The 14,833-nt window shown below is 68.9% G+C and carries 17 protein-coding genes; 9 read left to right on the plus strand and 8 right to left on the minus strand.

The window, feature by feature from the left end; all coding sequences use genetic code 11:
* Window positions 1–29 precede the first annotated feature (29 nt).
* Window positions 30–275: a zf-HC2 domain-containing protein gene (locus tag ABD770_RS01205; protein WP_344817665.1), complete on the minus strand. Its 246-nt coding sequence runs from the start codon at window positions 273–275 to the stop codon at window positions 30–32.
* Window positions 272–940: a sigma-70 family RNA polymerase sigma factor gene (locus tag ABD770_RS01210; RefSeq protein WP_344817666.1), complete on the minus strand. Its 669-nt coding sequence runs from the start codon at window positions 938–940 to the stop codon at window positions 272–274. The genes ABD770_RS01205 and ABD770_RS01210 overlap by 4 nt, the downstream gene beginning before the upstream one ends.
* Before the next feature lie 50 nt (window positions 941–990).
* Between ABD770_RS01210 and aroA the strand changes: the two genes are divergently transcribed.
* The 3 genes from aroA to bcp all read left to right on the plus strand — a co-directional run bounded on the left by aroA (window position 991) and on the right by bcp (window position 3,906).
* Entirely contained in the window at window positions 991–2,319 is a 1,329-nt protein-coding gene (aroA, locus tag ABD770_RS01215; RefSeq protein WP_344817667.1) for a 3-phosphoshikimate 1-carboxyvinyltransferase, read from the plus strand.
* A complete protein-coding gene (rsgA, locus tag ABD770_RS01220) occupies window positions 2,316–3,359 on the plus strand; it encodes a ribosome small subunit-dependent GTPase A (protein WP_344817668.1) in 1,044 nt (347 codons plus the stop codon). The genes aroA and rsgA overlap by 4 nt, the downstream gene beginning before the upstream one ends.
* 79 nt (window positions 3,360–3,438) lie before the next feature.
* Window positions 3,439–3,906 (plus strand): thioredoxin-dependent thiol peroxidase, encoded by a 468-nt coding sequence (gene bcp / locus ABD770_RS01225; protein ID WP_344819836.1) that lies wholly within the window; start codon window positions 3,439–3,441, stop codon window positions 3,904–3,906.
* Between the two features lie 3 nt (window positions 3,907–3,909).
* Here bcp and ABD770_RS01230 read toward each other — a convergent pair whose 3' ends face one another.
* The gene (locus tag ABD770_RS01230) at window positions 3,910–4,323 is read right to left on the minus strand and encodes a hypothetical protein (protein WP_344817669.1); all 414 of its coding nucleotides are present in this window, start codon (window positions 4,321–4,323) and stop codon (window positions 3,910–3,912) included.
* A 204-nt stretch (window positions 4,324–4,527) separates the two neighbouring features.
* Between ABD770_RS01230 and ABD770_RS01235 the strand changes: the two genes are divergently transcribed.
* Window positions 4,528–4,776, plus strand: coding sequence for a WhiB family transcriptional regulator (locus tag ABD770_RS01235; protein ID WP_071641453.1), 249 nt, complete (start codon window positions 4,528–4,530; stop codon window positions 4,774–4,776).
* 102 nt (window positions 4,777–4,878) lie between these two features.
* Here ABD770_RS01235 and ABD770_RS01240 read toward each other — a convergent pair whose 3' ends face one another.
* Window positions 4,879–6,351 (minus strand): sensor histidine kinase, encoded by a 1,473-nt coding sequence (locus ABD770_RS01240; protein ID WP_344817670.1) that lies wholly within the window; start codon window positions 6,349–6,351, stop codon window positions 4,879–4,881.
* Between the two features lie 106 nt (window positions 6,352–6,457).
* Window positions 6,458–6,844, minus strand: a complete 387-nt coding sequence (locus tag ABD770_RS01245) for an Rv3235 family protein (RefSeq protein WP_344817671.1) — start codon at window positions 6,842–6,844, stop codon at window positions 6,458–6,460.
* A gap of 165 nt (window positions 6,845–7,009) precedes the next feature.
* On the opposite strand from ABD770_RS01245, the gene ABD770_RS01250 reads away from it, so the two are divergent.
* Entirely contained in the window at window positions 7,010–7,618 is a 609-nt protein-coding gene (locus ABD770_RS01250) for a hypothetical protein (RefSeq protein ID WP_344817672.1), read from the plus strand.
* 69 nt (window positions 7,619–7,687) lie between these two features.
* Here ABD770_RS01250 and ABD770_RS01255 read toward each other — a convergent pair whose 3' ends face one another.
* Complete coding sequence (locus tag ABD770_RS01255) at window positions 7,688–7,966, minus strand: helix-turn-helix domain-containing protein (RefSeq protein ID WP_344817673.1); 279 nt, start codon at window positions 7,964–7,966, stop codon at window positions 7,688–7,690.
* 97 nt (window positions 7,967–8,063) lie between these two features.
* On the opposite strand from ABD770_RS01255, the gene ABD770_RS01260 reads away from it, so the two are divergent.
* Window positions 8,064–8,678 carry a hypothetical protein gene (locus ABD770_RS01260; protein WP_344817674.1) on the plus strand — a complete coding sequence of 205 codons (615 nt, stop codon included), beginning with the start codon at window positions 8,064–8,066 and terminating at the stop codon, window positions 8,676–8,678.
* Window positions 8,675–9,877 (plus strand): CpaE/TadZ family protein, encoded by a 1,203-nt coding sequence (locus ABD770_RS01265; protein ID WP_344817675.1) that lies wholly within the window; start codon window positions 8,675–8,677, stop codon window positions 9,875–9,877. The genes ABD770_RS01260 and ABD770_RS01265 overlap by 4 nt, the downstream gene beginning before the upstream one ends.
* Here ABD770_RS01265 and ABD770_RS01270 read toward each other — a convergent pair.
* Both ABD770_RS01270 and secA read right to left on the minus strand, forming a co-directional pair.
* A complete protein-coding gene (locus ABD770_RS01270; RefSeq protein WP_344817676.1) occupies window positions 9,825–11,048 on the minus strand; it encodes a pyridoxal phosphate-dependent aminotransferase in 1,224 nt (407 codons plus the stop codon). The two genes, ABD770_RS01265 and ABD770_RS01270, sit on opposite strands and share 53 nt — an antisense overlap.
* Before the next feature lie 40 nt (window positions 11,049–11,088).
* Window positions 11,089–13,878: a preprotein translocase subunit SecA gene (gene secA / locus ABD770_RS01275; RefSeq protein WP_344817677.1), complete on the minus strand. Its 2,790-nt coding sequence runs from the start codon at window positions 13,876–13,878 to the stop codon at window positions 11,089–11,091.
* 236 nt (window positions 13,879–14,114) lie between these two features.
* Here secA and ABD770_RS01280 point away from each other — a divergent pair, with 236 nt between their 5' ends.
* Both ABD770_RS01280 and ABD770_RS01285 read left to right on the plus strand, forming a co-directional pair.
* On the plus strand, window positions 14,115–14,708 hold the full coding sequence (locus tag ABD770_RS01280) for a PadR family transcriptional regulator (protein WP_344817678.1): 594 nt from the start codon (window positions 14,115–14,117) through the stop codon (window positions 14,706–14,708).
* Window positions 14,705–14,827, plus strand: a complete 123-nt coding sequence (locus tag ABD770_RS01285; protein ID WP_344817679.1) for a hypothetical protein — start codon at window positions 14,705–14,707, stop codon at window positions 14,825–14,827. The genes ABD770_RS01280 and ABD770_RS01285 overlap by 4 nt, the downstream gene beginning before the upstream one ends.
* Window positions 14,828–14,833 lie beyond the last annotated feature (6 nt).

Below are 14,833 nucleotides of genomic sequence, written 5' to 3' on the forward strand. Positions count from 1 at the left end.
GACCTCGGGCGGAGCGTCAGTCCCGCGGGTCAGTGAGTGCCGGCCTGCACCTCGCGCAGCCGCGCGAACACCTGAGCGCGAAGCTCCTCGGGCGCCGTCTCCCTGCACGCCCGCGCCACGACCTCGGTGAGCGTCCTGGCGACGAGGGCCTCGTCCTTGCACGCCGGGCAGTTCTCCAGGTGCTCACGGATGTCGGAATGCTCGGTCGAGCAGATCTCGTTGCGGAGGTACTCCTCCATATCCCTGCGCGCCTTCTCACAACCGCAGTCGGTCATCTCCTGCTCCTCGGTTCAGCCGCGACGATCCCTCGTTCGGCGGCGTAGTCTGCCAACAGCTCGCGAAGCATGCGCCTGCCACGGTGCAGACGACTCATCACGGTGCCGATGGGTGTCTTCATGATGTCGGCGATCTCCTGATACGAGAATCCCTCGACGTCGGCGAGGTACACCGCGAGACGGAAGTCCTCGGGCACCTCCTGCAGCGCATCCTTGACGGCGGACGCCGGCATCCGGTCGATCGCCTCGGCCTCGGCGGAGCGGCTCCTGGACGCGGTGGTCGATTCCGCCCCTCCCAGCTGCCAGTCCTCGAGGTCGTCGATCGTGCCCTGGTACGGTTCGCGCTGACGCTTGCGGTAGATGTTGATGTAGGTGTTCGTGAGGATGCGGTACAGCCACGCCTTCAGGTTCGTCCCCTGCGAGAACGACGACCACGCCCCGTACGCCTTCACGAAGGTCTCCTGCACGAGATCGGCGGCATCGGAGGGATTGCGCGTCATGCGCATCGCGGCGGCGTACAGCTGATCCATGTAGGGGATCGCCTGCTCCTCGAACTCATGCCGAGGGTCTGCGGGAGTCGTCTCATCCATCACCGGCCAGTCTAGGCTGGCCAGCAGCCTCGCATCAGCCCGATCGACGGCATCCAGAGTCGTCGTCGCAGACATCCGCCACCTCTTCTCTCCCCGTGTCGCAGCCTTCACTAGGCTAAGAACCGATGAGCACTGAACGGTATTCCCCCTCCCCCATCCGCGGCAGGTATCGCGCGCCGGACACCGGACTGCCCGTCCGCGCCTCGGTGACGATCCCCGGCTCGAAGTCGCTGACCAACCGTGAATTGATGATCGCCGCGATCGCCGACGGACCCGGAAGACTGCTTCGGCCGCTGCACTCGGAGGATTCGCACCGCATGATCGACGCCCTCCGACTGCTGGGCGTGGGAGTGGAGGAGATCCCGTCCGACGGCGAGTTCGGGCCCGACCTGCTGGTGACGCCGGCGCCGCTGACCGGGGGCGCGACGATCGACTGCGGCCAGGCGGGCACGGTCATGCGCTTCATCGCGCCGCTCGCGGGCCTGGCCTCCGACGACGTGCGCCTCACCGCGCACGAGACCGCGCTGCACCGCCCGATGGGGGCGCTCATCACGGGACTGAGGGATCTGGGCGTCGACATCGACGACGAGGGAACCTGGTCCCTGCCGTTCACGGTGCGGGGACGAGGACGGATCCTCGGCGGCCGGGTGGAGATCGACGCATCCGACTCGAGCCAGTTCGTCTCCGGCCTGCTGCTGGCCGCACCGCGTTTCGATGTGGGCCTGCACCTCGTGCACACCGGCGAGCATCTGCCGAGCCTGCCGCACATCGACATGACCATCGAATCGCTCAGCCGTCGCGGCGTCCGCATCGAGCGTCCCGCCGTGGGCGAGTGGCTGGTCGAGGCGGGAGTGCCCCGCGCGAAGGACGTCGCCATCGAGCCGGATCTGTCCAACGCCGCGCCGTTCCTCGGCGCGGCGTTGGTCAGCAGCGGGGAGATCACCGTCACGGGCTGGCCGTTGCACTCCACCCAGCCCGGTGGTCTGCTCCCCGAGATCCTGCACGCGATGGGCGCGCACACCGGTCGGCACGCGGGCGCACTGACCGTGAAGGCCGGGGACGGCATCCGCGGCCTCGACATCGATCTGTCCGCGGCCAGTGAGCTGACTCCGACCATCGCGGGCCTCGCCGCGTTCGCCGACGGCCCCACGACGATCCGCGGCGTCGGCCACATCCGCACTCACGAGACCGATCGCATCGCCGCTCTGGTCGGCAATCTGCGTGCGCTGGGCGGCGAAGCGGAGGAGCTGCCGGACGGCCTGCGCATCGTCCCCCGACCGTTGCACGGCGGCAGCTGGCCCGCGCACCACGACCACCGGATGGCGACCACGGGCGCCCTCATCGGTCTGCGGGTGCCCGGCGTGGAGATCGACGACATCGGGACGACGGCCAAGACGCTGCCCGAGTTCACACAGCTGTGGGAGCGGATGCTGGAAGGCGGCGCCGCCGCGTGAGCTGGCTGGGCGATGACGACGACCTCGACGACCTCGAGGAGTTCGACGAGAGCACCGTCCGCATCCGCCCCAACCCGAAGGCCAACCGTCCGCGCACCAAGCGACGCCCCGCCCACGAGGACGCCGAGATCGGCAGGGTCCTCGGTGTCGACCGCGGCCGGTACAGCGTCCTGATCGGCGAGGACGGTCCCGACGAGCGCACGGTGACGGCGGCCAGGGCCCGCGAGCTGCGGCGGACGCCCATCGTCACCGGCGACCGTGCCCGTGTAGTCGGCGACACCTCAGGGGCCGAGGGCACTCTCGGCCGCATCGTGGGTCTGACCGAGCGCACCTCGCTGCTGCGCCGCAGCGCGGACGACACCGATCAGGTCGAGCGGATCATCGTCGCCAACGCCGACCGGATGCTCATCGTCGTCGCCGCTGCCAACCCGGAGCCCCGAGCCCGGCTCGTGGACCGCTATCTCGTGGCGGCGCTGGACGCCGGCATCCGCCCCATGCTCGTGGTGACCAAGACGGATCTCGCCGATCCGACCGATTTCCTCTCCCACTTCGCCGGGCTCGACCTGACCGTGTTCACGAGCGCCCGCGGGCACATGCCGACCGATCGGATCGGCGCGGCGCTCGTCGGGCACTCCACCGTCTTCGTCGGGCATTCCGGGGTCGGGAAGTCGACACTGGTGAACGCGCTCGTGACGGGTGCGCACCGTGCGACGGGGCACGTCAACGAGGTCACCGGCCGCGGACGCCACACCTCCTCCTCCACGGTGTCGCTGCGCTACGTCTCGGACGCCGGTCGCGGCTGGGTCATCGACACCCCCGGCGTGCGCTCGTTCGGCCTGGGGCACGTGCAGCACCAGAACATCCTCGCCGCGTACACGGATCTCGCCGAGATCGCCGAGGACTGCCCCCGCGGCTGCACGCACCTTCCGGAGGCAGTGGACTGCGCCCTGAACCTGGCGGCCGCGGACGGCAGGCTGACCGACTCCGACCGCGCTCGGCTGGATTCGCTGCAGCGGCTGCTCGCGACATTCGAGGGATGAGCGCGTTGGATCGTCGGCTCGTGCTCGCTCCTCGTAGGAATGCCGATGGGGATGCGGCTACGCTGGAGGAGTGACCACGATGCGCCTGGAGCCCGGATCCCCCGCCCCCGACTTCACCCTGCTCGATCAGGATGATCGCAGCGTCTCGCTCTCGGGGCTGCGCGGTCAGAAGGTGATCCTGTACTTCTACCCTGCGGCGATGACGCCGGGATGCACCACCCAGGCCTGCGACTTCCGCGACAGCATCTCCGCCCTGCAGGGGTCGGGATACACCGTCCTCGGCGTCTCACGTGACACGACCGCGAAGCTGCGCGAGTTCCGTGAGCGCGATGCGCTGCCGTTCGAGCTGCTCAGCGACCCGGACCACGCCGTCCACAGCGCCTACGGCGTGTGGGGCGAGAAGATGAACTACGGCAAGGTCATCGAGGGCGTCATCCGCTCGACCTTCGTCATCGACGAGTCCGGTGACATCATCCTGGCGCAGTACAACGTGAAGGCCACCGGGCACGTCGCACGGCTGCGCAAGACTCTCGGTATCGACGCCTGAGAGTCACTCGTCGTCGATCGCGTCGCGACGGCGCAGCCGTGGGTCGTCGGCGCCCTCACGGCGGACGGTGGCGATCAGCGCCACGAGCCCCGCGATCCCGGCGACGCCGATCACCAGGACGAACGACCAGGGCGTGGGCTGGATGCCCAGCGCCGCGAGCGCCAGGGCGATGCCCAGCACCTGGAGCACGATGCCGCCCGAGCGCGCCCAGGAGGCGTGCCGCAGCACGCCGAGGGCGAAGGCGACGAGGGCCGCGGCGCCGATGAACGTGAGGACGATGAGCGCCACCCCGCTGGGGATCGACGAGGCGTCCCCCGACCCCAGTGCGAACAGCTCGATGACGCCGATCACCGTGATGGCCGCTCCCTCGAGCGCCAGGATGACGGCGGCGAGGACGGCGGAGCCTGACCTGCGCACGCGCACTCCTCCCAAGAGTTGTCTGAAAACCCTTGATTTCGCTTGTCTTCTGTAACACAATGGACAAAGCCATGTGCTCCCACATCGGAGTGGGGCGGGGTCTCTCCCCCCGCATGACCAGGGTAGCTGACTCCCGATCCGCTTCCCGAACTCGAGAGCCGCCTCGCGGCCACCACACCGAACATCAATTCTGAGGAGCCATCAATGGACTGGCGCGACAAAGCCGCCTGCCTTACCGTCGACCCCGAGCTGTTCTTCCCCGTCGGGAACACCGGTCCCGCCGTCGACCAGATCGAGAAGGCGAAGGCCGTCTGCGCCACCTGCACCGTCACCGAGATCTGCCTCCAGTACGCGCTGGAGTCCGGTCAGGACTCCGGAGTATGGGGTGGTCTCTCCGAGGACGAGCGTCGCGCACTGAAGCGCCGCGCAGCCCGTGCTCGGCGCGCCGGCTGACCCGCACCGACGACATCGACGAAGCGCCGACCCCGTCCGGGCCGGCGCTTCGTGAATCCGGTCGCTGTGCGAATCCGGGGCACGGGCCTGACCCTCACCGGCCTACATCGCGATCCACCGCAACGGGATCTCGATGGTCACCTGGGTCCCCTGCCCCTCGGCTCCGGTCCATTCGATCGTGCCGCTGAGCTCGCCCTGGATGAGTGTGCGTACGATCTGCGTGCCCAGTCCCTGACCGACCTTGCCCTCGGTGAGCCCGTGACCGGTGTCGGTGACGGTCACCCGCAACTGCTCCGAGGTCCGAGCGGCGGTGATGCGCACGACGCCCTCCTGACCGGCCAGGCCGTGCTCCACAGCGTTGGTCACGACCTCGGTCAGCGCCAGTGCCAGCGGCGTGGCGTACTCGCTCGGCAACGCACCGAAGCGCCCCTCGATCTCGGTGCGCGCACGCGTGTTGGGTGCCGCGGCGACCTCGGCGACGAGTTTGAGCACGCGGTCGAACACCTCGTCGAAGTCGACGGTCTGCGAGAGGCCGCTGGCGAGCGTGTCGTGCACGACGGCGATCGATTCCACCCGACGCATGGCCTGCGTCAGCGCCTCGCGCGCGTCGTCGGATCGTGTACGCCGTGCCTGGATGCGCAGCAGCGACGCCACGGTCTGCAGGTTGTTCTTGACCCGGTGGTGGATCTCGCGGATCGTGGCGTCCTTGGTGATGAGCTCCTGCTCCTGATGACGCAGCTCGGAGACGTCGCGGCACAGCACGATCGCACCGAGCCTGACGCCATGATCCTTCAGCGGGATGGCGCGCAGCGAGACCGTCACCCCGCGCGCCTCCACGTCCGTCCGCCACGGAGCGCGCCCGGTGACGACGACCGGCAGCGATTCGTCCACCTGATGCGACGGCGGGAGGATCTGAGTGGTCACCTCGGCCAGCGACTCCCCCTCCAGCTCGTCGTCGAAGCCCATCCGGTTGAAGGCCGACAGCGCGTTGGGACTGGCGAAGGTGCTGATCCCATCGACGTCGAGACGGATGAGTCCATCGGAGGCCCGCGGCGCGCCGCGGCGCGGGGCGGTGGGCGCGGACAGGTCCGGGAACTCGCCCGAGGAGATCATCCGGAACAGATCGTTGGCGCACTCGTCGAAGCTGATCTGCTGTCGGGAGGGCATCCGCGCCTCGCCGAGGTTGGTGTGCCGTGTCAGCACGCCGAGGACGACGTGCTCCTCCTCGTTGCGGATGATCGGCACTGCGCGCACACGAGTGGGCGTCTCCTCGAACCAGTCGGGAGAGGATGAGTCCACGATCTCTCCGGTCTCGAACGCGGCCTGCACCTGGGTCCGCCATTGCGGTCTGACCTTCTCGCCGACGATGTCGCGATAGAACAGCGTCGCCGCGCCGCTGGGCCGGGAGTGGGTGACAGCGATGAAGGAGTCGTCCGCGGTCTGGATCCAGATGACGATGTCGGCCGAGGCGAGATCCGCGAGAAGCTGTCCGTCGCCTGCGAGACGGTGCAGCCACTCGACGTCGGCGTCGCTGAGGATGCCCTGGGCGTGTGCGATATCACTGAGCGTTGACACTCACTCAGACTACTGGGGCTCGTCCTCGCCCCGGCACACCGTGGGGCGGCGCCGCGCAGGCGGCACCATGCGGACGGCGCGGCGCGGGAAGTGCTGCCCAGGCTGTTCAGAGCACTGCGAAGGAGCTCGCCCGCCAGCGCCCGTCGAGACCCTCCAGGCGCACCGCCACCGCCCTCGTGCGTCCCGGCCCGGCGACGACCACCACGGCCTCGACGATGCCGTCGGCGGGCTCGGTGACGCGCATCGACAGGATCCGGAAGGCGGGGCGGCTCGGGGCGATGCCTCGGGCGCTTCGTGCGCGCGCCGAGAGGCTCGCGCGCGCGGCCAGCGCGCGGAACGCGTCCTCACTGAGCCAACGTGCCAGCTGGTCGACCTTCCTCGCCCCGGCGAGCACCTCCAGCGCGCCGTTCGTGAGACTTCGCAGCAGGGGAATCGGATCCGGAAGAAGCGCCGCAGAGGTCGGCTGTGCTGCGAAGTACTCGGTCAACGTCATCGTCATCTTCTCGCGATCCCCCCGGGTCGTGACAGTTCAAGCATCGAATCATCCGGTTACGAACTCCTTTGCAGTACAGCACGATGAGCCGGCCGGTGGAAGGGGAGCACGGTGATCTGTGGATAACTCGAACGCGCCCCGCGCCGGTGCCCTACGCTCGGGCGAGTGGAATGGGATCACCTCTTCGCCGACCTCGAGGGCCAGCTCGCGGCCGAGTGGGAGGCCGAGCGCGCGGCGCTGGACGCCGAGTCCGAGCGACTGCGCATCTCCCGCCTGACGCTGCGCGACAGACTGCGTGCGGTTCCCCGTGACCCCGCGCGCCTGTCCATCGAGATCATGGATGGAGACACCTGGGACTGCACGCTTCGCGTGATCGGAGCGGACTGGATCGGCGTGTCGATGCGCACCGACCCGAGGCTGCGGATCCTGCCTGTGCAGGGGATCGGGGCGGTGTCCGTCGACCACGGCGCACTGCTGTCCTCACTGAGCGAGGACGGCACCGCACCCCGCGACGGCGATGCGCTGCGGGAGCGCATGACCCTGGGGTTCGTCCTGCGAGACCTCGCGCGGCGCCGCAGCCCGGTCACGATCGCTCGTCGCGGCGCTGACCCTCAGCACGGCACGATCGACCGTGCGGGCGCGGATCACCTCGATCTCGCACTGCACGATCCCGGTGAGGTGCGCCGCACGCGCTCCGTGCGCGGCTTCCGGATCATCCCCTTCGGGATGCTCGTGTGGGTCCGCATGGAGAGCGGGGACTCCACCGCAGCCTGAGCGCGGGGACGGATGCCGCACATGCCCGTCGTGGAGAAGCCGGCCGGTGCCGCATGACGTCCTGCGACGTCAGTCGCGACGATAGGGCGCGGGCCCCCACAGCTCCGGGAAGCTCGCGTCGTTGGCCTGGCGCCACAGCGCCTGACGGCGGGCGTCCTCGGACTGCTCCTCGAGGTAGTCGGCCAGGCTCGCCTCCTCGATCCGCCAGCGCGGCGGAGATCCGAGCTCTGCCCCGCGCAGCCGTCCCTCGTGCACGAGGGCGATGACTTCATCGACCTCGATGCTCAGCAGCTCGGCGACCTGTGCGGGTGCAAGGAAGCGAGGCGCCTTGTCGGATGCTTCGGGCATGCGTACATTCTGCCCCGGACCGGCGCTTCGCGCCTCTGGGAATCCTCCCTGTGGATAACTTCTCGGTCACGAACTCGGAATCTGTGAGCATGTGTGCATGACGTCCTCACGCACCCGTCGGCCGTTCTTCGGTGATCCGCGCTTCCTGATCGGCATCGCCCTCGTCGTGGTCTCCATCGCGGGTGTCTGGCTGCTCATCTCCTCGTCTCGGCAGACGAGCCCGATCCTGCAGACCGTCCGCACGATCCTCCCGGGTGAGACGGTCACCTCGACCGACGTCCAGGTGGTCGAGGCCGGCCTCGGCGGCCTCGAGAGGACCTACCTCGCCCCGCAGGACCTCGAGTCGGGTTCGATCGCGACCAGGACACTGCCGAAGGGCGAGCTCGTGCCGAGGTCGGGCGTCGGCGACGAGCGGACCTCCCACACGACGACCGTGGTGGTCAGCAGCACGTCGATCCCCGACGATGTCCGCACCGGGGCCGCCGTGGAGCTGTGGCACGCGCCGATGCTCGAAGACGGTCGCACACCGGACGCCCCGCGCGTGCTCGTCGGCGACGCGGTCGTGGCTCGTGTGACCGAGGACGAGGCCATGCTCACTCAGTCCGGCACGGAGGTGGAGCTCGTCATCGACCGCGCCGACGTGCCCGAGGTGCTCACGGCCATCGCCGGCGGGTCGTTGATCTCGGTGATCCCGGCAGGAGCGGGATCATGACGCGCGTGATCGTCTGCGCCGAGGGCGACGACGCGGCGATGCTCGCCTCCGACCTCGAGCTCGAGGGCGCCGAAGTCCTGCGTCTCGACGCCGCCGACCTGCCGCGTGCGGGGCTGGACGGTGTCGACGCGCTGCTGCTCGCACCAACCCGTGCAACGCTGACCGCCGAGCTCCTCGCCCGATGCGACAGAGCAGGAGTGCGTGTGGTCCCGGTCGGAGCCGCGCCGTCGCGGACCGTCGCGCGCTTCGGGCTGCCCGCTCCCCTCCCGTTCGAGACGCCTGCCGCGCACGTGCTGCGCACGCTCTCGGCGCCACCCGCCGCCGCTCCCCGGCCGGGCGGTCCTCCTTCGCGCATCATCGCGGTGTGGGGGCCGCACGGCGCGCCAGGACGGTCGACGATCGCCGTCCAGCTCGCCGTCGAGCTCTCCCGCTCGGGCCGGCGCACCGCGCTCGTGGATGCCGACAGCGTCGCCCCGTCACTGGCCCTCCAGCTGGGCCTCGACGACGACGCACCGGGTCTGGCGGCCGCCTGCCGTCGCGCAGAGCTGGGCGGCCTCGACGTCTCCGAGCTCTCCCGACTGGCGACCCCCGTGGAGACCTCGGGCGGGATCGTGGACGTGCTCCGCGGCCTGAACCGGCCCAGCCGCTGGCCGGAGCTGGGAGCGGCACGCGTGCGCACCGCGCTGAGCGTCTGCCGTTCCTGGGCGCAGGACACGGTCGTCGACGTCGCAGCCGAACTCGAGCTCGACGACGACCTCGGCCCGGGCGCACCCTCCCGTCACGCGGCGACGACCGCCGCCCTTCTCGAGGCCGACATCGTCGTGGCCGTGCTCTCCGCCGATCCGCTCGGGGTGAGCAGATTCGTCCGCGCGCACGCCGAGCTGCGTCACCTGCTGGGCGGCACGCCCGTCTCCGTCGTCGCCAACCGCGTCCGCACAGGCCCGCTGGGCATCGACGTGCGGGGGCAGATCCGTCGCACGCTGGACCGTTTCGCCGGCATCGGTGAAGTCGCCTTCGTCCCGGAGGATCAACGCGCGGCGGACGCCGCCGCGCTGCACGCCCGGGTCATCGCCGACGTCGCTCCGCGCTCCCAGCTGGTCAGCGCAGTGCACCGCCTGAGCACCGCACTGGGGCCGCGCGAGAAGGTCACTGCCGATAGCTCGCGAGGAAGTTCCCGAGCCGTTCGACGGCCTCGCTGAGCACACGCGCCTCCGGAAGCGTCACCACCCGCAGGTGATCCGGCGTCGCCCAGTTGAAGCCCGTCCCCTGCACGAGCAGGATCTTCTCCGCGACCAGCAGGTCGTAGACCAGTTTCGCGTCATCATGGATCTCGTGCACGTCAGGATCCAGTCGGGGGAACGCGTACAGCGCACCCTGCGGCATGACGCAGCTGACCCCGGGGATGGACTCCAATCCCTTCCAGGCGATGTCGCGCTGCTCGTGCAGCCGGCCCGAGGGCGCGATCAGCGCATCGATCGACTGCACTCCGCCCAGCGCGGCCTGCACGGCGTGCTGGGCCGGCACGTTCGGGCACAGCCTCGTGGACGCCAGCAGCGTGATGCCCTCCAGGAACCCCTTCGCATGGGAGGTGGGGCCCGTCACGACAAGCCACCCGGAGCGGTATCCCGCCACCCGATAGGTCTTGGACAGGCCGTTGAAGGTCAGGCACAGCAGATCCGGCGCCAGCGTCGCCGTCGGAACATGCACGGCATCGTCGTAGAGGATCCGATCGTAGATCTCATCGGAAAGCAGCAGCAGCCCGTTCTCCCGTGCGATCTGCACGATCCCCTCCAGCACCTCGTGCGAGTAGACGGCACCGGTGGGATTGTTCGGGTTGATGATGACGATGGCCTTGGTCTGCGGCGTCACCCGTGCACGGATGTCATCCAGGTCCGGCTGCCAGCCAGTGGCCTCGTCGCACAGGTAGTGCACCGGGGTGCCGCCGGCCAGCGACGTCATCGCCGTCCACAGCGGGTAATCGGGCGCCGGGATCAGCACCTCGTCGCCCTGGTCCAGCAGAGCCTGCATGACCATGGTGATCAGCTCGGAGACTCCGTTGCCGAGGAACACATCGTCCGGGTCGAACCGCGGGAAGTCCGGGATCTCCTCATAGCGGCTCACGACCGCCCGGCGCGCGGAGATCACACCCTTGCTGTCGCTGTAGCCGTGCGCCGTCGGGACAGCGGCAAGCATGTCCCGGACGATCTGATGCGGCGCCTCGAAGCCGAATGCGGCAGGGTTCCCCGTGTTGAGCTTGAGGATCTGATGCCCCTCGGCCTCCAGCCGCGCCGCCTCGACCAGTGCCTTGCCGCGAATCTCGTAGAGGACGTTCTTGAGCTTGGACGACTGGTCCAGGGTTCGGCGGGTCATCCGCCAAGACTACCGCTCAGCGGATGACCCGCGTCGCCGCCTACCCGCGCTTGCGGTTCTGCGCGCGTCGCTGCTGCCGGTTCGCGGGCGGCGCGCTCTCGGCATCCGTGCGCTGCCCGAACGCACCGCGCGCGGCCTGCTTGCCGGTCTGCTGCGCTCCTGCGGCGGAGCCGCGCAGGCGAGCGGTGGCCGCCTGCTGCACCTGCCCGCGATCGTTGCGCACCTCGACGTCTCCCGAATCGTTGGGAGCGGAGTATTCGAGCTTCTGCTCGGGCTGCTGATCGACGAGCCCCTTCGCCTCGACCTCGGTCTGGTCGGAGCCGGCACGGCGCACCTCCACCTCGAGGTTGAAGAGGTAGCCCACGGACTCCTCCTTGATCTGCCCCATCATGGACTGGAACATCGCGTAGCCCTCGCGCTGGTACTCGATCAGCGGGTCGCGCTGCGCCATGGCGCGCAGGCCGATGCCGTCCTTCAGGTAGTCCATCTCGTACAGGTGATCGCGCCAGCGGCGGTCGAGCACCTGCAGCACCACGCGACGCTCCAGTTCACGGGTGGCCGCCGCACCGAGGCTCTCCTCGCGCTTCTCGTAGGCGATGAGCGCGTCCGAGAGCAGTTCCCGCTTGAGCCCGTCTGCAGTGATCCCGCCCTTGCGCCCGCCGGCCTCGGTGACGACCTCATCGATGGTGACGTTCATCGGGTAGAGGGTCTTCAGCTCCGTCCACAGCGCGTCGAAGTCCCAGCTCTCGTTGTGCCCCTCGGCGGTGTGGTCGTCGACGATGCCACTGATCGCGTCCTCGATGAAGTGCTTCACCCGGTCGGCGATGTCATCGCCGTGCAGGATCTGACGGCGATCGGTGTAGATGGCCTCGCGCTGGCGGTTGAGCACGTCGTCGTACTTGAGGACGTTCTTGCGCATCTCCGCGTTGCGCGCCTCGACCTGCGACTGGGCGCTGCGAATGGCACGGCTGACCAGGCCCGATTCGATGGGCACGTCGTCGGGGAAGTTCGTGCGCGCGAGAATGGCCTCCGCGGCGCCGGACTGGAACAGGCGCATGAGGTCGTCGGTGAGGCTGAGGTAGAAGCGGCTCTCACCGGGGTCGCCCTGACGCCCCGCCCGTCCTCGCAACTGGTTGTCGATGCGACGGGACTCGTGTCGCTCCGTGCCCAGCACGTACAGGCCGCCGGCCTCGATGACCTTGACGGCGTCCTCGGCCACCTTCTTCTTCATGGCCTCGTAGGCGTCGTCCCACGCCGCCTCGTACTCCTCCGGGGTCTCCTCCGGGTCCAGCCCCCGGGACCTGAGCTCCTGGACGGCGAGGAACTCGGCGTTGCCGCCGAGCATGATGTCTGTGCCACGACCCGCCATGTTGGTGGCGACGGTGACCGCGCCGAGCTTTCCGGCGAGCGCGACGATCTCCGCCTCGCGGGCGTGGTTCTTGGCGTTGAGCACTTCGTGCTTGATGCCGCGCTTGGCCAGCAGCCGGGAGAGGTACTCGCTCTTCTCCACGCTGATGGTGCCGACCAGCACCGGCTGCCCGGTCGCGTGGCGCTCCGCGATGTCCTCGACGACCTGCGCGAATTTGGCCTGTTCGTTCTTGTACACGAGGTCCGGCTGGTCCTTGCGGATCATCGGCTTGTTCGTGGGGATCGGCACGACGCCCAGTTCATAGGTGGACATGAACTCGGCTGCTTCGGTCTCGGCCGTTCCGGTCATGCCCGCGAGCTTCTCGTACAGCCGGAAGTAGTTCTGCAGCGTGACGGTCGCCAGCGTCTGGTTCTCGGCCTTGACCGGCACGTTCTCCTTGGCCTCGATGGCCTGGTGGATGCCCTCGTTGTAGCGGCGGCCGACGAGGATGCGGCCGGTGTGCTCGTCGACGATCATGACCTCGTCGTTCATCACGACGTAGTCGGTGTCCTTCTTGAACAGGGCGATCGCCTTGATCGAGTTGTTCAGGAAGGAGATGAGGGGGGTGTTGGCGGACTCGTACAGGTTGTCGATGCCGAGGTAGTCCTCGACCTTCTCGATGCCGGGCTCGAGCACGCCGACGGTGCGCTTCTTCTCGTCGACCTCGTAGTCGACGCCCGGCTCGAGCGTGCGTGCGACCTTCGCGAACTCGGTGAACCAGCGGTTGGCCTCGCCAGAGGACGGGCCGGAGATGATGAGCGGGGTGCGGGCCTCGTCGATGAGGATCGAGTCGACCTCGTCGACGATCGCGAAGTAGTGCTCGCGCTGGACGAGATCCTCCTTGCGCCAGGCCATGTTGTCGCGCAGGTAGTCGAAGCCGAACTCGTTGTTGGTGCCGTAGGTGATGTCGGCGGCGTACTGGGCGCGGCGCACCTCCGGGGTCTGGCCGGACACGATGGTGCCGGTGGTCATCCCCAGGGCGCGGTGCACACGGCCCATGAGCTCGGACTGGTACGAGGCGAGGAAGTCGTTGACGGTGATGATGTGCACGCCCTTGCCCGCGATGGCGTTGAGATACGACGGGAAGGCGGCGACGAGGGTCTTGCCCTCACCGGTCTTCATCTCGGCGATGTTGCCGTTGTGCAGGGCCGCCCCGCCCATGATCTGGACATCATAGGCGCGCATGCCGAGCGTGCGGCGGGCGGCCTCGCGCACGGCGGCGAACGCCTCCGGCATCAGCTGGTCGAGGGTCTCGCCCTGCTCGTAACGGGCCCGCAGCTCGGCGGTCTCGCCGCGCAGCTCCTCATCGGTGAGCTTCTCGAAGTCGTCCTCCAGCGCGTTCACGGCCTTCACGACCTGCTTGAGCCTGCGGAGGATGCGTCCTTCGCCTGCGCGCAGCAGCTTCTCGAGAGGATTAGCCACGGATTTCTCCCTTGGATCTCGGGTTCCGACGGGATGGCCGCCGAACATACCGTGCCATGTTACCGGCCTGTGACATGCGCGCGCTGTGCGCCGTTGCGCGCCGGTCACGCTGAGCGCGAACGACACGCGGATGCCGATCGCTCGACACAAGTTTCCCGGCATGCATATACTCAGAAATGCAATACCGAGAAACCCCGCGCAGATCCCATCCGTCTCGCACGGGAGAAGGAGAACGCATGTCCGTCCGCCAGAGTCTGCTCGCCATCCTCGATCAGGGCCCCTGCTACGGCTATCAGCTGCGCGCCGAGTTCGACCGCCGCACCGGGTCCACCTGGCCGCTGAACGTCGGCCAGATCTACAACACCCTGGAGCGGCTGGAGCGCGACGGTCTGGTCGGCAAGGGAGACACCGACGAGCAGGGGCACGTGTACTACGAGATCACGGATGCCGGTCGTGACGAGGTGCGCACCTGGCTGGACTCCCCCGTGCCCCGCCAGACCGGCACGCGCGACGAGCTGGCGATCAAGCTGGCGATCGCCGCGACCCTGCCGGGGGTGGATGTCGTCTCGGTCATCCACAATCAGCGCAAATCGTCGCTCGCGCAGCTGCAGGAGCTCAACCGCGCCAAGTACGCCGGAGCCGACCCGGACGGCGCCGAGGAGCTGGCCTGGTCCCTCGTGGTCGACTCGATGATCTTCGCCGCGGAGGCCGAGGTGCGCTGGCTGGACCACACCGAGGAGCGGTTGAGCAGGCATCCGCGGCGCGCCCTGGAGCTGGAGCTGTCCACCGAGCGCCCCAAGCGCGGGCGCCCCGCGAAGGCGCGCGCATGACCGCTGCGCCGACGGATGCAGTCCTGGACCGGCTGCGGGCGGATGCGACCGCGGACACCGACGTGTTTTCGCGCAAGCCGTACCGGATCCACAGCGCGGACATCGGCGGGCGAACGTAGGATCGG

Origin of the sequence: Microbacterium soli (assembly GCF_039539005.1) — a bacterium.
Taxonomy (GTDB): domain Bacteria; phylum Actinomycetota; class Actinomycetes; order Actinomycetales; family Microbacteriaceae; genus Microbacterium; species Microbacterium soli.

Coding starts and splice junctions, on each gene's coding strand:
- ABD770_RS01205 (WP_344817665.1), bottom strand. CDS start 275: ATGACCGACTGCGGTTGTGAGAAGGCGCGCAGGGATATGGAGGAGTAC.
- ABD770_RS01210 (WP_344817666.1), bottom strand. CDS start 940: ATGTCTGCGACGACGACTCTGGATGCCGTCGATCGGGCTGATGCGAGG.
- aroA (WP_344817667.1), top strand. CDS start 991: ATGAGCACTGAACGGTATTCCCCCTCCCCCATCCGCGGCAGGTATCGC.
- bcp (WP_344819836.1), top strand. CDS start 3,439: ATGCGCCTGGAGCCCGGATCCCCCGCCCCCGACTTCACCCTGCTCGAT.
- ABD770_RS01235 (WP_071641453.1), top strand. CDS start 4,528: ATGGACTGGCGCGACAAAGCCGCCTGCCTTACCGTCGACCCCGAGCTG.
- ABD770_RS01245 (WP_344817671.1), bottom strand. CDS start 6,844: ATGACGTTGACCGAGTACTTCGCAGCACAGCCGACCTCTGCGGCGCTT.
- ABD770_RS01255 (WP_344817673.1), bottom strand. CDS start 7,966: ATGCCCGAAGCATCCGACAAGGCGCCTCGCTTCCTTGCACCCGCACAG.
- ABD770_RS01260 (WP_344817674.1), top strand. CDS start 8,064: ATGACGTCCTCACGCACCCGTCGGCCGTTCTTCGGTGATCCGCGCTTC.
- ABD770_RS01265 (WP_344817675.1), top strand. CDS start 8,675: ATGACGCGCGTGATCGTCTGCGCCGAGGGCGACGACGCGGCGATGCTC.
- ABD770_RS01270 (WP_344817676.1), bottom strand. CDS start 11,048: ATGACCCGCCGAACCCTGGACCAGTCGTCCAAGCTCAAGAACGTCCTC.
- ABD770_RS01280 (WP_344817678.1), top strand. CDS start 14,115: ATGTCCGTCCGCCAGAGTCTGCTCGCCATCCTCGATCAGGGCCCCTGC.
- ABD770_RS01285 (WP_344817679.1), top strand. CDS start 14,705: ATGACCGCTGCGCCGACGGATGCAGTCCTGGACCGGCTGCGGGCGGAT.